Raw genomic sequence first — 17,352 nt, forward strand, 5'->3', positions numbered from 1 at the left:
TGTACTATTTGAATTAAATGGTGAACAGCTCATTGGTAATTTCTCTATGTTTTTAATTCATAGACAGGTTAGCAATTAGCTAACTTATTGTAAATACATAAATTAACCTTAAGTTAATGACATTGATGCGCACAAAGTTAGCATTAGCTGTTTTATGATGAACGACGGTTTTGGTGGCTTAGTTGTCTGTCAGGATAAAGATGCATCTACCTGATCCGAACACTGTAAACAGCTCAAAAAGCTAATGATGATAATATCCTCATCATTATGTAGGCATTGCCAAACGAAACATTATCAAGCGGTAATTTTTTAAGCTCATCAGTTTGTTCTCATAGAGGAGTAAAACGTAGTGACTTATTTCCTTTATTGTTATCTATGGCCTTATTTTATCCAGTTTTGTCTTGAATATTTATCTCGAACTGTTATTTGTGTCGTTGTGTTATTATTTGAACACAGACTTGATGTGGGTCAATGTTTTAGTTATAGATAAGAAGGTTAGGAAAGGTAAGTTAATTCATTGATACAAAAGTGTAGATATTAAGATAGTCTGCGTTGCTAAATGGGTATTTATGTTAATTATCGCAAAAATTCACAGGCTAGACCTCTTATATTTTTCGTTTGTTATTTGGTCGAAGCGCTTGTTTTTTAAACGTGATTTATTAATCTATTCTATCTTTAATAATTGTTACACAAATTAAGGCGATAATTGTCTTAAAAAGTAGCATTCTGACTCACTTTATATTAAATTTGCCGCCCTTAATTAGTACGGTTAACAAGAGCGCCTTATGAACGAAAATACTCTCCCACAACTCGAACAACTGATCGAAAATATCATTGATAAAAATAACCAATTAAAAAGTCAAATAGCAGAATTAGCAGAGCAAAAAGCAGGCTTAGCTCAGCAAGTAGCAGAATTAGCTGAGCAAAAAGCTTTACTTGTCGATGAAAATGAAACCTTTCAGCTTGAAGTCTTAGAAGGTGAAGAAAAACAGAAACAAACAAATAATGTATTAACTGCTTTATTAGCTAAATTGCAAAGTGCAGAAGAGCTTAGTTAATGTCTATTAAAGACTCTAATGGCATCAGCATTGAAATTATGGGTAAGCTACATCAGTTTTCTTGCCTAGCTGAACAGGCAGAGGATTTAAAGGAAGCGGCTAGTAAACTTGCTGTTATGTGCGATGACATTAAACAGCAAAGAGGAAACGCTAGCAGCGAGCGTGCTTTATTAGTTGCGTCAATTAATTTAAGCTATTCATTATTAATGGCAAATAATAAAATTGAGCAAAATCAACACAGGCAAGAAGTGTTGATTTCGACACTTAAAAACGCTTTATAAACACTTTCACCTTTTCTAGTATTGCCACTATCGCTGAGTAAGTTAAGATAGTGGTAATAATCGTTACTTTATACTTAGGAAAAATTTAGCTATGGCTGATGCTAGCATTGAATTTAAAGGTTCAAGCTTTACCCTGTCTGTTTTACATTTAAGAACATCAAAATTAGCAGATATTCGGTCTGATTTAGCAAATAAAGTCGCGCAAGCGCCAGATTTTTTTTATCTTGTTCCTATTGTGGTTAGTATTGAAAAATTAGAGGGTTCGGTTGACTATCAAGCAATCAAATCATTAATAGAAGAATTCAATTTTACCTTTGTTGGCTTTACCGGGTTAATACCTAAAGAACAACGAACGTTGATCCGCGAACTGGGTTTTTCATTTGTTAATACGGCAAAAAGCCAGTCTTTAGATAAAGCGCCTAGTGCAGAAAAGCCAGAAGTCGCAAAAACTGAAACGATAGCAGATATACCAGAACGTGGACTTTTCAGCGATAAAATACATCGTGGTCAAATTCGTTCTGGTCAGCAAGTTTATGCTAAAGACCAAAATTTAGTGGTTATTGGCTCAGTATCTGCTGGAGCTGAAGTGATTGCTGATGGTAATATTCATGTTTATGGTTCGTTACGTGGTCGAGCCATTGCCGGCGCAACAGGTCACCATCATGCGCAAATATATTGCCAAAATCTTGAAGCAGAATTAGTTTCGATTAATGGTAACTATTGGCTAAGCGAGTCAATGGAGCAACATTGGGGCTCACCCGTATATATACATTTGACTGACAGTGAATTAACGTCATCAAAACTTATTTAACTTTTAACTTATAAAGGATATTCGGTCTATGGCACGAATAATAGTAGTTACATCAGGAAAGGGTGGGGTTGGCAAAACGACATCAAGTGCGGCAATTGGTCTTGGTTTGGCGTTAAAAGGTCAAAAAGTTGTGTTAATTGATTTTGATATAGGCTTACGAAATCTTGATTTGATTATGGGCTGTGAACGCCGAGTTGTTTATGACTTTGTTAATGTGATTAATGGTGAAGCCACCCTAAATCAGGCATTAATTAAAGATAAGCGTGTCAGTAGTTTATCTATATTACCTGCTTCACAAACCCGTGATAAAGATGCGTTAAATAAAGAAAACGTTGGTAAGGTTCTCGAAGAGCTTGGAAAAACCTATGACTATATAGTTTGTGATTCTCCAGCGGGTATCGAAGCAGGCGCTATGATGGCGCTTTATTATGCTGATGAAGCTATAGTCACTACTAACCCTGAAGTTTCATCGGTTCGTGACTCTGATCGAATTTTAGGTATGTTAGCTAGCCGCTCTCGCAGAGCTGAGCTTGGCTTAGAACCTATTAAAGAACATTTATTATTAACGCGTTATTCACCTAAGCGTGTTGACGATGGTGAAATGCTAAGTGTTGAAGATGTGGTAGATATTCTATCCATACCTTTATTAGGTGTTATTCCGGAATCACAAGCGGTACTTAAGGCATCTAATGCCGGCGAACCAGTGATCCTAGATACTGAAAGTGATGCAGGAAAAGCGTATCAGGATGTGGTTGATCGCCTTTTGGGTGAAACTGTTGATTTTAGATTTTTACATGCCAAGAAAAAAGGCATTCTTAGTCGTATGTTTGGAGGATAACATGGCATTACTTGATTATTTTTTACGTAAAAAAGAAAAACAGGTAACAACCGCTTCTAAGGCGAAAGAACGTTTACAAATTATTGTTGCCCATGAGCGCAATAGTCGAAATAAACAGCCTGATTACTTGCCGCAACTCACTGCGGATATCCTTGAGGTATTGCGTAAGTACATTAAAGTAACCGATGAAAGTTTTTCGATAAACCTTGATAATAAAGGCGGCGATTTAAATGTCTTAGAACTTAATATTGAATTAAGTGATGAGAACAGTATTAACTAAGTCGATTTGATAGTGTTTATCAGACCTTATTGGTAAACATAAAAAAGGCGCTTATTCTTTGAGAGAATACGCGCCTTTTTCATTTTATTTTACGATAAAATGATTAAACATTTTATCGTTATCTTGTTTTTAACACTTAGTAGGCTTCGGCGATGGCTTCTTCAACTAATTGAGTTAATTGTTCGTAGCCAAAATTAACCAGAGGTTTTCCATTAACAAAAAACTGCGGTGTTGCTCGAACTTCGAGGGTTTTACCGTCTGCGATATCTCGCATTATAACCTTGCTAACGTTTTCGCTACTGACATCACGCATGAACTGGGCGCTGTCCAAGGGTAAGTTCTTTAATAACGCACGAGCACTTTGTGGTTGAGCAACATGATGACGAGTCCAGGCTTGTTGTTTGTCAAATAAAATTTCTACTGCCGGCCAAAACTGTTCTTGTAAGTGTGCGGCTTCGAGTAGTTTAACCACTTGATCTGAACCCTTATGGAAAGGGGTATAGCGCATCATAACTTTAACTTTACCAGGGTAGCGTTTAATTAAATTATTTACCAGTGGGTAAAAAGCTGAACATGTTTCGCAAGCAGGATCGAAAAATTCGACAATGGTCACTTTTGCCTCTAACGGTCCTTTTATTGGCGCGCCAACACGTTCAATAATGTCTAGATTTTCAACCTTAGCGCTCTGCTGGCTATTGTTTGCTTTAAATATTGTTGCTGCGCCAATAAAAGCCAAAAGGATAATTAGGCTGGCGCTAATGAAAAGTATTTTTTTATTCATGGTGATTCCGATTTAGTCATAAAAAATAATAATAAAGCCATGAGACTAAAGGTTAATAAAGACATCATTGGCATATTTAAGAACCCAAAAACATTGAGGTGCGTTTCTGAACAAGGGATATCTTGTACGCAGGGTTGTGCGCTTTTAGGGATGTAACCGGCCACTAATAACACATGAAATAATGCGGTGAGCCAGCCAAATAACACCAATACACCCGCATAACGTGTCACTTTAGCGTCAAATGGAAATAAGGCCATTGGTAAAATAACGACCAAAGGGTACATAGCAATTCGCTGATACCAGCACAAAGAGCAAACGGGGAGTTTAACAACCTCACTAAAAAACAAACTAGCAAGCGTGCTTATGGTGGCGAGTACCCAAACTGAAAAGAGTAACAACCAACCTTTGGATAACGTATTGTTAGCAGATATATCGTTCATATAATCTCGTTTAGTTAACGTTGAAAATCTAGCTTAAGCCGGATTTTCAAGGTAAATAAAATTAAGTTAATTATTCAACGATATCCATTTCTTCAATAAGATTGGTCGCGCCGTCAACATGTTCCATCACCCATAACATGTATTTAATATCAACGTGAATCGATCTGTTTAATTTAGTGTCGTAATCCCAATCACCAATAATACTTTCATAAACACCGTCAAAGACTAAACCAACAAATTCTGCTTTATCGTTGAGAGTAGGTGAGCCAGAGTTACCACCGGTGATATCTAATGTGCCTAGGTAGTTTACGGGCACTGAGCCGAGTTCTTTTTTAGCGTACTCGCCGTAACTTTTACTCTTAATTAACTCGAGTTGTTTTTTAGACGCATTAAAGGGTTTAATACCTGTGTCTTTTTCTACTATACCTTCAAGTGTGGTAAAAGGTGTTGCAGTGAGTCCGTCTACTGGTGAATAACCTTTTACGTTACCGTAAGTAATGCGTAATGTACTGTTAGCATCTGCGTATACAGGGAGTTTCTTATCGTTAAAATAGGCGATTAGCGCTTCCATATATTTAGGACGATAAGCTTGAATATTACCTGACAATTCTTCGTCTTCTTCTTCAAGTGCTTTTCTTACAGAAAAAGTCTTTACGGCAAGTTGAATAAAGGGATCTGAGCTTTTTTCAAAGTCGGCTACCGATTTATTCATCCAAGCAAGGCGAGTTTCTTGGTCAGCAATTGTTGATGTTTGATACATTTTTTCAAGCTTAGTGCTTAAGGCTTTTTTATTTAGCCCTTGTTCAAGTTCAAAAAATTCATCGATGGCGAGAATACGTTCTGATTTGGGCAATTCAACATAATGTGTCAACATAGCGAATAAAATCTTTTGATCGATATTCGCATCGAATCGACGATTAAAGGTTTTCATGCTTTGTTCAAAACGTGCAAGATCACGTTCTTGGTAACCCCTCTCTCTCGCTACGTTTGGTTTGTTTTTTTCTACGGCTAAACGATGTAAACGATAAGCGGTGCTTAACATTTTGTTGTAAGCCATGTAACCTAAAATCAGATCGCGTGCTTGAGTTTTTTGGTTTTGTTTTAGGAGCTTATTTAGGCCGGTAAGTGCGTTGCCATATTTAGCTTTTCGCATTTTATCAGCATTGATCCAAGTGCTTAAGTCTTGTTCTAGTTGCTGTTTACGGGCTAACGTTGTGCCTTTATTGTAGCTTTTTATCATGCTACCGTAATTCTTTGCGTAGTTAGCTAAGCCGGCTAAGGTGCTTTCGTACTTTATTCTCGCCTCACTTTCTGGTGCAGACTCGTTATTAATTAAGTCGATAAGCTCTTCACGATAATTTTTAGCATTAGGGTAAGTCCAAGTAAATTGGTTTTCAACCTCAAGTGCAGTGCGGTAACGGTTGGTGCGTCCTGGGTAACCTAGCACCATAATGTAATCGCCTTCATCAACACTACTTTTATTCACTTTTAGGTGATGCTTTGGCTCATAAGGTACGTTGTCTTTACTAAAATCGGCGGGTTGGCCATCTTTACCGACATATGCACGATAAAAACCATAGTCTCCGGTGTGGCGTGGCCACATCCAGTTATCAACATCACCACCATATTTACCAACACTACTTGCTGGAGCATGGACTAAACGAACATCACGAATAGTTAATTGTTTAAATAAATAATATTCTAAACCACCATGAAAATTAACAACACTACAACGATATTTGTCATCACTTTCACATTCAGCCACTAATGTTTTAGAGTTTTTATCTACGGCTTTATAGCGCTCAGAGCCCGACATGTTCTCGGTAATACTGCCTTTAATTAACGTGGTAACATCATTGATTTCTTCGGTTACATAGATACGGCTGCCGGGTGTAGCGGGTAGCTCTTCATCAAAGGTTTTTGCTAGAAAACCATTGGCGAGTAGGTTGTTTTCTGCTGTTGAGTTGTATTGAACAGAGCCATAAACACAATGGTGATTCGAGGCAACTAAGCCTTTATCAGAAACAAAAGAAGCCGTGCAGCCACCAAGGCTTACAATAGCACCCATAGGAAAACCAGTAAGATCGGTTAAATCGTTAGGATTTAATTTTAAACCTGCTCGGGTAAGTTCTGATGCAATGCTTGGCAATTGGTGAGGTTGCCACATACCTTCATCAGCCGTGGCAAATGTTGAAGCCATCGCTAATAATAAAATCGTTGTTTTTTTCATTAGAATTCTCTGGATTGTATTAATTTATAGTTATAGTTTTTATATTGATGAGTCGCTAGATAATACTGAGTAATATTTAGCAGCCACATATTTATCTATTTTTACGGTGAACATTATGCCAAAGATAGCTTTAAGGATAAAGTTTGATCTTTACCGCGACTTTTCAATGGTTTACTGAAAATAACGCCTAATTCTACCTGCTTCTTGTTATGAACTTTACAGCAGTTAAGCACTTAATTATAGAGCCTTCATCATTGTTATTATGACCAAGAGCTTGAAATTTAACTATTTCGTACCTATCTAAAGATAAATATTCTCAGGTAATGCTTTTTATGTTGTCTTATTTACTTCCTATCTTTATTGGCGTTTTACTGATTGGTTATTCTGTTGCCAAGCCTTATTGGCGAGAGTATCAGCGAGAAAAAATAAGAAGTCAGCCATTTAAAAAGTCTTGGCGAAAAATCATTCAGCAAAGAATGCCGTACTTTGGACAAATGCCAACAGATTTACAACTGCAGTTAAAGCGACATATTCAGGTGTTTTTGGCGGAAAAAAACTTCGTTGGTTGCAATGGGGTTCAAATAACCGATGAAATACGGATCACTATCGCTGCACAAGCATGTCTGTTATTACTTAATCGTAAGACAAATTTTTACCCTAAATTACAGACTATTCTTGTTTATCCGAGTGCTTTTATTAAAGAACAACAAAATGTGGGGATTGACGGTTTAAGGTATCAGCAAAGTGTTGCACTTGCAGGTGAGTCATGGGATTTTGGTAAGGTGGTACTCTCTTGGCAAGATACCCTAGCGGGGGCAAAGATCCCTGACGATGGACGCAATGTGGTCATTCATGAATTCGCTCACCAATTAGACCAAGAAAATGGTAAAGCTAATGGTGCTCCAATATTATATCAAGGGCAAAACTACAAGGCTTGGTCTGACGCTTTTTCTTTACAATTTGAAAAACTTCAAAGACAAGCACAAACCGGGGCACCATCATTATTTGACTATTATGGCGCTACTAATCCTGCTGAGTTTTTTGCGGTGACCAGTGAAGTTTTTTTTGAACAGGCTAATCCGTTTAATGCCAAGTATCCGGTGCTTTATCAACAACTCAAAAACTATTATCACGTTGACCCGCTTCACTGGAAATAGGGCGGTAATGGCTGACCTTTTAATCGCTTAATATTTTACACTGTAAAATATCGAGTGTTTTAAATGAATTAAAGCCAATTGATATGCCTGACTTTTCATCTTATCTACTTTTAAAGTATTGAATATGTGTCATTTTTCCTGAAGTATTTCCCAATTGATACTCTATATTTGCACTACCATTACCGTAGTATTTTATTTGGTAGGGAAACTGATACTTATTCGTTCTGTCATTGTATTCTGCTTGTGCCCAGCGGTATTTTAATGGGCAGTTATTCCTAGCCAGTGTCCATTTTCCATAATTTTTCTTGTAATGTTTACTACTGTGTTTTTCTTCAGGCTTTGCCTTACCTTGGCATACTCTATATTCAATCGCTGAATATTTGGCCATCGCATAAGCCTCTTCAAACGCTAATACAGCAATAGCAGGTAAGTCGGGTGCAACACCAACGTCTTCCCAATTCGTTTTTGTTAAAGGATTCATCGCGGTTCCGGTCGGTACAAAAATTGAAAGCCTTGAAGGTAAATAAAAAAAATGTCCTGGGTTGGCTCTTCCTTTTATTGTTTCTCCTACGAGGTATGCACGCTTTCTTACCTTTAGGTTATAGACAAATTCTTCAGCGGCTGAAAAGGTATTTTTACTGGTGAGAATGTAGACGGGCAGATTGGGCCTTTTATCACTGGGAAGATCATCAATCGTCCAATATTCTTTATTCTTATTTGTTTCTCGCCAATAAATACTATTAAGGTGTGTCTTCTTATCAAAAAAATAGCTGCTAAAATAGCGAACAAAATCTGCGCTTCCTCCTCGATTATTTCGTAAATCAATAATCAGGGAATCAACATCCGCTAGTTGCAATAAAATACGGTCTATTATGTCTTTAGCTTGTGAATCAGATGGAAACTTATCAAAGCTAATAAGGCCAACATTACCGTCGAGTATTTCGACTTTTCTAAAGTGTTTTTCAATATCTTCATTAGTATTGATTGTTACACCTGGTTGACAAAGTTTAACTCTGATGTGCTTGTCTTGCGTTATTTCCTGAATGTCATCAGTTAGTCTGTCTGCCAAGGTAAAACTTTCATTATAACCAAGATATTCATTATTATTAATATTCAATAAAAGCTGTGTTGCCACTTTGTTGGCAACATCAGGGAAGACATAATTATCGATTAATTTTTTCGATATACTATCGATAATGACCCTTTGCTTATCATAAGGTGTTTTGGCAACGGTCATTGCTACAACAGTAAAGTTGACAGGTAATTTACTGAAAAATAATATTAATAGCACACCATATTTAGTCATCAAAATTATCTTTTTTCGTTATTATCGATAATACACCTCTTAGCAACACAGCATTATTTTAAGCTTTACGAAACCATTCGTAAAGTAATGGGCTTTGCTGACAAATGATAACAGGGCAGGGATAATTTTTTAGATCTATGTCCTACCACTGTAGTAAGATAGATTTATACTTTTGGTTAAAAATTATTACGTTAGAAGATGATATGGTTTAATAATTAATGTTCATTTTTTTACCGGTGATTTTTTCAATATTTCTAAAGATACCCTCTATGCGTTTATTAAAATCAACGATTCACCCTGACATTAGTGACATGTCAGCACGCCAATTTACGCGAAAAGCAACGCGCGCTATTGTGTTAAAAGGCGAGAATATTCTTTTGCTCTATACCAAACGCTATCACGATTATAGCCTACCCGGTGGCGGCATTGATGACGGCGAAAGTCATGTGGCAGGCTTAGTGCGTGAGTTGAAAGAAGAAACGGGTGCACATGATGTAACAAATGTTCAAGCGTTTGGTTTATATGAAGAGTTTCGACCTTGGCATAAAGCCGATTTTGAATTTATGCATATGCAGTCTTATTGCTATATTTGCTCAATAGACGATGAACTACTTGAACCTGAGCTTGAATTACATGAAATTAGTAATGGTATGTATCCTATATGGATGAATATTCATCAAGCGATTAGTCACAATGAACACACGATGGCGAATAGTCAAAAAAAGGGATTATCCATTGAGCGTGAAACCTTTTTACTCAAATTGATTGCTAATGAACTCATAGCTTCATAATACGTAACATTTAAAAAGTAATATTAAACGGGGCAATGTTGATATACTTTTGACGTTTTTTGTTGAAGCTAACGAATTATAGGGAAATATACTTCAAATGATTAAGACTCAACCTTCGTTATTATTGACGGTGGCGGTTAATGAGCTGCTTAGTCAGTGTGAACTGCCGGCAACTTTATCGATAGAATTGTGTGCGTCGTCTTTAGCGATGAGCATGACGTCTTTTCGCCGCAAACTTGCCAAAGAAGATACAAGTTTTAAACTTATTCAAGGTAAGTTTTTAAATGAACTTTGTGTGGAAGCTTTATTAACTCAGCAAAGTAACATTGAAGACTTAGCGATTAAACTTGGCTATTCTGAAAGGGCGACCTTTGAAAGGGCTTTTCGTCAAAAATTTGGTATTACTCCTGCTCAGTTTCGCGAACTTTCCACTGCTAGTAGTACTGATAGCAATTATGAAAAATTGACAAGCACCGCTAAAAATATGCCACCAATGCCCAGCAGCTGTCGACAATTAATTGAAGAGAAAGAGCAAGGGCGTCTTAATTTACAGCGAGTTATTGAGATTATAGGACATGATGCAATTTTTTCTGCTCGTATTCTTGGACAAGCCAGTAAAGCGATTTATGGAAAAACTCCAAAAAATCTTCTTGAAGCCATAAGTCGTAATTTAGGGATAGGTCGTGTAGTTAATTTTGCCATTGTTTATGCAATGAAAGATGCACTGCAAGATCATGTTGAACAATGGATTGTTGAGCAGTACACTGAAGTCTTTTTGATGGCACCTAAAATATTTCAGCAAGTTCGTAAGTCATTACCCTCTAAAATCAAATTTGATATTGCCCTAACAGAGCAAGTACTTGTTTTTGCATTGCTTGGGGTGTTTTTACTCAGTCATAAAAGCACCTATAACCATGAGTTAATGCTTTATTCGCTGCGTGGTGTTGATGATTTAGATTCGCTTAATCGTCACATGAGAAAATCGATGGGGATCAGTATATTTTCGTCATCATCTCTAATGCTTTCGTTATGGCATATTGATGCTAGTTTGGTTAAACAGCTTAATCATTTAGAAAAAGTGAGTCAGTTAAAAGTGCTAGGGAGTATACAAGATGAGTTAGTATTATTTATGCTTTCGTGTTTGTATTTTTCAGCCGCAAGGTATGACGATTTTAGTCAATTAGAGCAAAAAGCTGAGTTGCTTCATCTTTGTGACTTTGATGAAATTAGAAAATTATTGATGAAAGGGTAATGTAACGTTAGAAAAAGAAACTTTCTCAGCCATCATGAAAAGGGGGCTACTTGTTATCAACTGAGAAAGTTATAAAGCTTGAATTACGCTTGTTTGACGAGTTTTCGCTGACGAACAAATAACAACGTTATTGCGATTAAAAACAAAATAAACATTGACGGCTCGGGAACCGAAATCACCTGGGCTAAAGAAACATTATCAACTAACCCCCCTAAAGTGTTCTGTGTACCAAATGATGCGAAACTTAAATTCATAGATTGTGCTTGAGCAGTAAATAAAACTGACTGTAGAGCCCAGTTTGGTGTTAAGTTTCTTGTGCTGTTAGCAATTAAAGCTGCAGTCATTCCTAAATCAAAGTCAACGTTTGCATCATACCAAAAAACATTAATTCCGTTATCGTCACTATTATTCGTTCTTGGTTTGTAATAGAACTCTAATAAATAGTCTGCACCAATTGTCAATGAATTTAGTGTTTGTGTCATTGCTGCGTTAGATGAGCCACGTTGATGAGAGTCTAATTCAACATGGTATAAGCCATCTTGAGAAGCTGTTACAACATTTTTTTGTAATTCTATGCCATTACCATATGACGTCTTCCAGCCAGGTAACGTTGAAAAAACATCCCAAGCACTTGTTTTGTTTTTAAATGCCTGTAAGTCAATATGAGAAACTAAACCCTTTGAAGTTGTTGCATCATCAAAGGTAAGTTGTTCAAAACTTCCGTTAGTAATTAATGATGCATGCGCAAAAGCACTTAAGCTGATTAAGGAAACAGACAATAAAATGTTCTGTATAAATTTAGACATATGAGTAAGCTCTTATTTGATTTTTTTAACCTCTATATTATACGTACTGATAGCACCCTAAAAATATGGCTAAACTGTCCATTTTAGGTGCTTACTATCAAGAATAACTACTTTTAGGTAAGTGGGTCTAACTTTTATTTATAAAGAGAATTTTTAATATTTCTCTTTTTAGTAATTCTACTTATTATCTAGGTACTTGATAAAAATAATTTACGTATTCTTTTATGTTACGAGGCTATAAAAGTTAAAGAGAAATCTTAGGCGATTCAAAGTATATTAAATAATGATTAATCTTTGTTTTATTATCCACCTAACGTAATTATCAAAACAGGCGAAGTAATAGGGGAAGGATTTTATGCGCTGGCAACATCCAACAAAAGGACTATTAAGCCTCGTTATTTTTTACCTGCTATCGAAAATAATGCCCCGAGTATCTAGTTTTTCGAATGGGTTATTGATACTGCACTAAAACAAGTCAGTTAGTCGCAAAAAAAGGGCTTAACTTCACTGTCATTGTGAGTGTAACATTGCAGGATTACAGTTATGCCAACCTGATTTTCCTAGAGGCATTGTTAGCAGCTCACCCCGATGTTAAACAAGGTTATTTAAAGCTAGAAATACTGGAAAAATGGCTTTAGATGATTTTCATTATGAATCAAAAATCGTGCAAGTTTTTATGGCCATGGGCGAAAATACTTGCTTAGATGATTTTGGCACAGACTATTCGTCTTTCACTTACCTTAGATAACATTAACGAGCGTAATTAATATAGCCCCAAGCTTTATGTTAAATATATTGCCTAGTATAGCTGATGTCGTCATTGTTGAAGTTATAATTAGTAGAAATTTACGTTATATTATCTACGGATATTAAGTTTTTATTTTACTTTTGATGACGACAAGCACTTTAGCTTGTTATGAGTAGCTCTGTTAAATAACGAACTAAAAGTATTGTTAAATAATGCAAAGCATTGATTGCAATGTGTTTTTTGCAAGTGTGCTTTTTGATTTATAAAGCTCTTTTTTATTTTTAAGAAACAATTTTAATTTACTGATACACTGCAGTTATGAATGTTTTTGATTAATTAGAACGCTAGGATTAGGCTTTAAGTGTAAAAGAATATAACGGGGTAATAACCCTAAGATTAAAAATTCTTGATACTGAAAATAAATCGGTTTAATCACACAACTTTTATAGTTATATGATCGATTAATTATAGTATTAAATGCAGAACTAAACTTATAACTGCATATAGAACTAAACGCGTATTACTCAACAAATTTTTGACTTAACGATCTCATTTGTTAGTAGAGTTAACAAAGATGATCAATGGTTTACTACACCTAAGCAGGCACTAAATGCTCAAAAACGCCTCGTGATATATCATTTTTCGACATGCTAGATACGCTAGTAGTTAAAAGGAATTATTATAGCTTTTAAGCGCAGCTGAGGATAAATAATTTTTTGACAACTGTTGTGTTAGTAATGTGGTAACAGTTTTTCATGCTGGCGTTACCAACACCTTAATAGCTTTCTAATTTTTTTCAGTTTTACTATTTCAGCTAGCAAAAAATATAACAAGCACTGAGAAAAATTATAAAAAGTATAAATCGAATCTATCAACACTTATTTCCAAGTCGGCAGTTCATTGTTCGTCAAAATGGTGAAATAAGATACATCAAAGCCTCTTCTACAGTGCAACTTAGCCTTGTTCTGTTGATTGCTTTAACATTTTCTTGGCTGTTGTTTAGTAGCGTTGAATATTTTTCATTGAACGATAAAGTGTTACAAAGCCAAGATAAATTGTACCAGTCACAAACATCTTTGGACCTGTTAGTGTTCAAATACCAAGATAAACAGAGGCAGTTGCAGCAGCAGTTATTACAAGTACAAGAGCAACAAGAATTACTGCGAAATGTATTGGATTCACTACCGACAGCCATAGTTGATCAAAAGCATGAAATTATTGGGCAAACTAGTGATGCAACTCCACCTAATATTGGTCTTAGCTTAGAAATAATAAGTAAAACTAATGATCCCATATGGTCGGTTATGCAGCAAAGTCAGACTGATATTGACCAATTGAAGCAAAAACAGCAATTTAGTTATAACCAATTAGAACAGCAAATAAATAAACGCAAGCAGGTACTTGAGCAAGCAATGAGACTGGCGGGCGTGTCTAGTGCAGCCGTGCTTAAGCAATCGACGTCCCCTGTATTCGGCCAGGGAGGACCACTCAACCAAGTGTTAGCCCAAGAACTTGATATTGACAATAAAAACTTGATAGAGAAATTACTCAGTTTAACCAAGCTAGAAGCGGCATTGAGTAATATACCAGTTATTTTTCCAGCAAAAGATTATTATATTTCCAGCCTTTTTGGTATTCGAAAAGACCCTATGCTCAAACACCCTGCAATGCATAAAGGCATTGATATGGCAGGTTGGTTAAAAACTGAAATATTTGCTTCGGCTGACGGCACTGTGCGTCGGGCAGGAATAAATGGTAGTTATGGCCGCTTTATCGAAATTGATCACCACAATGGATTTATGACACGCTTTGGTCATCTACATAAAATAAAAGTAAAGAAAGGGCAAGAAATCAGTAAGGATGATGTTATTGGCTTAATGGGGAGTAGTGGGCGCAGCACGAGTACTCACTTACATTATGAAGTTCTTTTTAATAACAAGCAGATCAACCCTCTTTCACTCATTAAGGCTTTGAAAAATGTTCTCTAAAAACAAAGATAAAGACGTAGCGGTAGAAAATAAACGCAGTAAAAATAATAACAAGATACCCTCAATTATTAGTTCTGACGTTAACATTGTGGGTAACGTATCTAGCGAAGGAGTGATTCAACTTGATGGTAGAATCGAAGGCGAGATACATGTGAGGCATTTAACAGTTGGTATTCATGGCCTGGTTGAAGGCGCTATTTTTGCTGAAGAAGCCGTTATTAAAGGCACTGTTACTGGATCTATCAAGGCGCAAAAAGTGATACTAGAAAAAACGGCAGAAGTGCGTGGTAATATTCAACATGAAGTCATTAGTATAGAGGCTGGCGCTGTTATCGAAGGTAAAATTAATCATATAAGCGAAAATGTCACTGAGCTAGCCATGTCCAAAAAAAGTGTAAAACCGAGTGAAAATCTCAGCACTGAGTAACCTAATGCAATAAAATACTACAAGAAAAATAATATTAGCCTCAACCTCATTCATAAGTAGACGAGCTGATATGTTGAAAAGTATTACCCAAGTGTGAATACTTGTTAATAATAGATTGAATTAAGTAAATAACATAAAAGTATCCTGTTATTGTGAGGGCGGTTATTTTAGAGCAGATTAACAAAGTTAAGCTTTATATTATTGCTACACCAGAACAACATCAGTATGGTTTAATCAGTCGCTTAGTCAATCTTTAAATAACAAGACAATGAAGTCTCGCGTAGGTCAGGTTTTCATACAAGTAATAAATCAACAATGACATTGCTGGGTAAAGCCATCACAATGGATAACAACCTACTCAACTAATCTTTACAGATTTAAACTATATATTACTTAACGAAGTGTCTATTACCACCCTAATCATATACGCATAAAAATTAGTATTTAATGCTCACATCTGTTCTTTTATAATCACTATTTTTAAATATGCTTCTTAGATATAACAATATTGATATCAATTAACTTTTTGAAATAATTGATAATAGTATTTTTTTGAGTGCGGATTTTAGTATTGTTATGTCGTTATATCTATATTTTTGTGCTACGGTTTCATTATAAGCTCTGTTAATTTATTATATTAAAGGATTTAATATGTTGGTGAAAATCTTTACTAATCTCATTAGTATTACAATTTGGTCGAGCCATCTTAATATTGGGCCTAAATATCATGATAAGTAACACCATCGATGGAGTGATTCAAGGTATTGTATCTATAAAAGATATAGATGACTCTGATAGCGTCAAGAATAAGCTCAATAAACTATTGTCAATTGTTCGCAAACATCTCGACATGGACGTAGCCTTTATTGCAAAGTTTGTTAATAAAGAACGAGTTATTAAAGTTCTTGATGCTAAAAACGATATGTTGTCAATCAATGTCGGTGATTCAGATCCGATAGATGACACCTACTGTGAAAAAATAGTTGATAATGTACTGCCAAATATTATTCACAACACTAAAGAAAATGATATCACCAATTCGCTCCCAATTACCGAAAAGTTATCAATAGGCTCGTATATAGGTGTTCAAATAATATTATCTAACGGTGAGGTTTACGGTACCTTTTGTTGTTATAAACAGTCACCAGATGACACCATAAATCAACGAGATCTATCTTTTTTAAATGCTATTGCAGATATTGCCAGTGAATTAATTGAGAAGAATGTTAAAACAGAGCTCAGTCATAACGAAATGAAAGCGAAGATTACCTCTGTACTAGAGCAAAATAAAATTAATATTCATTACCAGCCCATATTTAACCTTCGCAGTAACAAAATTATAGGTTACGAATCGCTTTCTAGATTTAACACGCTCCCTTATAAATCACCTGATATTTGGTTTGCAGACGCATCTCAAGTTAATTTAGGTGAAGAGCTTGAAATTTTGGCGATTAAAAGTGCAATCAAAGGTATTGATGAATTTAACTTAGATACCTATATTGCTATAAATACATCGCCGGCATATGTGTTAAATGGAGCTGTAGCAATTGCCTTACAGGGAGTAAATTTAGAACGTATTATTCTAGAGATTACAGAACATGCACCGATTAGAAACTACCCTGAATTTCGCAAGGCATTAGAGCCACTTCGTGAGCGGGGATTGCGTATTGCTATTGATGACGCTGGTTCAGGTTACTCTAGTTTCCAGCATATTTTGGAGCTTGAAGCTGATATTATTAAACTAGACATTACACTGACCCAAAACATTAATTCCAATCATAGAAAATATTTATTAGCAACTGCACTATGCGCATTCTCTAAATCGATAAATTGCAGTATTATTGCTGAGGGTGTAGAAACGGTTGAAGAGTTGAATTCACTAAGAGAATTAGGTGTTGATAGTGTACAAGGATATTTACTTGGCCGGCCAATGCCGATTAAAGAAGCGATAAATTATGTAACAATTTTTTAGTACTGAGGTTATAGAAATAACATAGTTCAGAAGCTATTTATCCTAAATCAGTAGGCAAGATTTTTTGAATGAATAAAATTTATCACCTTTATTGTTTGCTAACAAAACTTTGAATTGACTGCAATGGTCAATTAAAATGGGGAAGATTTTAAGTAAAAAAAATTAGTATGCTATCAGCAAGCTGAC

Annotated in this window: 16 protein-coding genes; 11 read left to right on the forward strand and 5 right to left on the reverse strand. The window is 35.7% G+C overall.

Going from position 1 to position 17,352, the window contains the following annotated elements; genetic code table 11:
• Positions 1–785: 785 nt before the first annotated feature.
• The 5 genes from H4J66_RS10805 to minE all read left to right on the forward strand — a co-directional run bounded on the left by H4J66_RS10805 (position 786) and on the right by minE (position 3,268).
• The gene (locus H4J66_RS10805) at positions 786–1,058 is read left to right on the forward strand and encodes a DUF904 domain-containing protein (protein ID WP_182174277.1); all 273 of its coding nucleotides are present in this window, start codon (positions 786–788) and stop codon (positions 1,056–1,058) included.
• On the forward strand, positions 1,058–1,339 hold the full coding sequence (locus tag H4J66_RS10810; RefSeq protein ID WP_182174280.1) for a cell division protein ZapA: 282 nt from the start codon (positions 1,058–1,060) through the stop codon (positions 1,337–1,339). The genes H4J66_RS10805 and H4J66_RS10810 overlap by 1 nt, the downstream gene beginning before the upstream one ends.
• Before the next feature lie 91 nt (positions 1,340–1,430).
• A complete protein-coding gene (gene minC, locus H4J66_RS10815; RefSeq protein ID WP_182174283.1) occupies positions 1,431–2,150 on the forward strand; it encodes a septum site-determining protein MinC in 720 nt (239 codons plus the stop codon).
• A gap of 28 nt (positions 2,151–2,178) precedes the next feature.
• Positions 2,179–2,988: a septum site-determining protein MinD gene (minD, locus tag H4J66_RS10820; RefSeq protein ID WP_070374181.1), complete on the forward strand. Its 810-nt coding sequence runs from the start codon at positions 2,179–2,181 to the stop codon at positions 2,986–2,988.
• Position 2,989: 1 nt separating this feature from the next.
• The gene (gene minE / locus H4J66_RS10825; RefSeq protein WP_070374180.1) at positions 2,990–3,268 is read left to right on the forward strand and encodes a cell division topological specificity factor MinE; all 279 of its coding nucleotides are present in this window, start codon (positions 2,990–2,992) and stop codon (positions 3,266–3,268) included.
• A gap of 136 nt (positions 3,269–3,404) precedes the next feature.
• Here minE and H4J66_RS10830 read toward each other — a convergent pair whose 3' ends face one another.
• The 3 genes from H4J66_RS10830 to H4J66_RS10840 all read right to left on the reverse strand — a co-directional run bounded on the left by H4J66_RS10830 (position 3,405) and on the right by H4J66_RS10840 (position 6,719).
• On the reverse strand, positions 3,405–4,049 hold the full coding sequence (locus H4J66_RS10830) for a thioredoxin domain-containing protein (protein WP_182174286.1): 645 nt from the start codon (positions 4,047–4,049) through the stop codon (positions 3,405–3,407).
• Positions 4,046–4,489 (reverse strand): disulfide bond formation protein B, encoded by a 444-nt coding sequence (locus H4J66_RS10835; RefSeq protein ID WP_182174289.1) that lies wholly within the window; start codon positions 4,487–4,489, stop codon positions 4,046–4,048. Before H4J66_RS10835 ends, H4J66_RS10830 begins: the two co-directional genes overlap by 4 nt.
• A gap of 70 nt (positions 4,490–4,559) precedes the next feature.
• Positions 4,560–6,719: a S46 family peptidase gene (locus H4J66_RS10840; RefSeq protein WP_182174291.1), complete on the reverse strand. Its 2,160-nt coding sequence runs from the start codon at positions 6,717–6,719 to the stop codon at positions 4,560–4,562.
• Positions 6,720–7,051: 332 nt separating this feature from the next.
• Between H4J66_RS10840 and H4J66_RS10845 the strand changes: the two genes are divergently transcribed.
• Entirely contained in the window at positions 7,052–7,876 is an 825-nt protein-coding gene (locus H4J66_RS10845; protein ID WP_182174294.1) for a zinc-dependent peptidase, read from the forward strand.
• 100 nt (positions 7,877–7,976) lie between these two features.
• On the opposite strand, the gene H4J66_RS10850 is transcribed toward H4J66_RS10845, so the two are convergent.
• Positions 7,977–9,182 (reverse strand): S41 family peptidase, encoded by a 1,206-nt coding sequence (locus tag H4J66_RS10850; protein ID WP_182174297.1) that lies wholly within the window; start codon positions 9,180–9,182, stop codon positions 7,977–7,979.
• Positions 9,183–9,451: 269 nt separating this feature from the next.
• Here H4J66_RS10850 and H4J66_RS10855 point away from each other — a divergent pair, with 269 nt between their 5' ends.
• Both H4J66_RS10855 and H4J66_RS10860 read left to right on the forward strand, forming a co-directional pair.
• Positions 9,452–9,973, forward strand: coding sequence for an NUDIX hydrolase (locus H4J66_RS10855; protein ID WP_182174300.1), 522 nt, complete (start codon positions 9,452–9,454; stop codon positions 9,971–9,973).
• Positions 9,974–10,070: 97 nt separating this feature from the next.
• Positions 10,071–11,225, forward strand: coding sequence for a helix-turn-helix domain-containing protein (locus H4J66_RS10860; protein ID WP_182174303.1), 1,155 nt, complete (start codon positions 10,071–10,073; stop codon positions 11,223–11,225).
• A gap of 83 nt (positions 11,226–11,308) precedes the next feature.
• On the opposite strand, the gene H4J66_RS10865 is transcribed toward H4J66_RS10860, so the two are convergent.
• Entirely contained in the window at positions 11,309–12,031 is a 723-nt protein-coding gene (locus H4J66_RS10865) for a DUF642 domain-containing protein (RefSeq protein ID WP_182174306.1), read from the reverse strand.
• A 1,836-nt stretch (positions 12,032–13,867) separates the two neighbouring features.
• Between H4J66_RS10865 and H4J66_RS20630 the strand changes: the two genes are divergently transcribed.
• The 3 genes from H4J66_RS20630 (at position 13,868) to H4J66_RS10880 (ending at position 17,166) form a co-directional block, all read left to right on the forward strand.
• A complete protein-coding gene (locus H4J66_RS20630) occupies positions 13,868–14,767 on the forward strand; it encodes a peptidoglycan DD-metalloendopeptidase family protein (protein ID WP_182174309.1) in 900 nt (299 codons plus the stop codon).
• The gene (locus H4J66_RS10875; RefSeq protein ID WP_182174312.1) at positions 14,757–15,194 is read left to right on the forward strand and encodes a polymer-forming cytoskeletal protein; all 438 of its coding nucleotides are present in this window, start codon (positions 14,757–14,759) and stop codon (positions 15,192–15,194) included. The genes H4J66_RS20630 and H4J66_RS10875 overlap by 11 nt, the downstream gene beginning before the upstream one ends.
• Positions 15,195–15,921: 727 nt before the next feature.
• The gene (locus H4J66_RS10880; protein WP_182174315.1) at positions 15,922–17,166 is read left to right on the forward strand and encodes an EAL domain-containing protein; all 1,245 of its coding nucleotides are present in this window, start codon (positions 15,922–15,924) and stop codon (positions 17,164–17,166) included.
• Positions 17,167–17,352 lie beyond the last annotated feature (186 nt).

The organism is Colwellia sp. MB3u-55 (assembly GCF_014076785.1).
In the GTDB taxonomy this organism is placed as follows: domain Bacteria; phylum Pseudomonadota; class Gammaproteobacteria; order Enterobacterales; family Alteromonadaceae; genus Colwellia_A.

Excerpts from the sequence above, each read along its gene's own strand:
- H4J66_RS10835 (WP_182174289.1), bottom strand. The coding sequence starts at position 4,489 with ATGAACGATATATCTGCTAACAATACGTTATCCAAAGGTTGGTTGTTA.
- minC (WP_182174283.1), top strand. The coding sequence starts at position 1,431 with ATGGCTGATGCTAGCATTGAATTTAAAGGTTCAAGCTTTACCCTGTCT.
- H4J66_RS10855 (WP_182174300.1), top strand. The coding sequence starts at position 9,452 with ATGCGTTTATTAAAATCAACGATTCACCCTGACATTAGTGACATGTCA.
- H4J66_RS10865 (WP_182174306.1), bottom strand. The coding sequence starts at position 12,031 with ATGTCTAAATTTATACAGAACATTTTATTGTCTGTTTCCTTAATCAGC.
- H4J66_RS10845 (WP_182174294.1), top strand. The coding sequence starts at position 7,052 with ATGTTGTCTTATTTACTTCCTATCTTTATTGGCGTTTTACTGATTGGT.
- minD (WP_070374181.1), top strand. The coding sequence starts at position 2,179 with ATGGCACGAATAATAGTAGTTACATCAGGAAAGGGTGGGGTTGGCAAA.
- H4J66_RS10805 (WP_182174277.1), top strand. The coding sequence starts at position 786 with ATGAACGAAAATACTCTCCCACAACTCGAACAACTGATCGAAAATATC.
- H4J66_RS10880 (WP_182174315.1), top strand. The coding sequence starts at position 15,922 with ATGATAAGTAACACCATCGATGGAGTGATTCAAGGTATTGTATCTATA.
- H4J66_RS10830 (WP_182174286.1), bottom strand. The coding sequence starts at position 4,049 with ATGAATAAAAAAATACTTTTCATTAGCGCCAGCCTAATTATCCTTTTG.
- H4J66_RS10850 (WP_182174297.1), bottom strand. The coding sequence starts at position 9,182 with ATGACTAAATATGGTGTGCTATTAATATTATTTTTCAGTAAATTACCT.
- H4J66_RS10810 (WP_182174280.1), top strand. The coding sequence starts at position 1,058 with ATGTCTATTAAAGACTCTAATGGCATCAGCATTGAAATTATGGGTAAG.
- H4J66_RS10875 (WP_182174312.1), top strand. The coding sequence starts at position 14,757 with ATGTTCTCTAAAAACAAAGATAAAGACGTAGCGGTAGAAAATAAACGC.
- H4J66_RS10840 (WP_182174291.1), bottom strand. The coding sequence starts at position 6,719 with ATGAAAAAAACAACGATTTTATTATTAGCGATGGCTTCAACATTTGCC.
- minE (WP_070374180.1), top strand. The coding sequence starts at position 2,990 with ATGGCATTACTTGATTATTTTTTACGTAAAAAAGAAAAACAGGTAACA.
- H4J66_RS10860 (WP_182174303.1), top strand. The coding sequence starts at position 10,071 with ATGATTAAGACTCAACCTTCGTTATTATTGACGGTGGCGGTTAATGAG.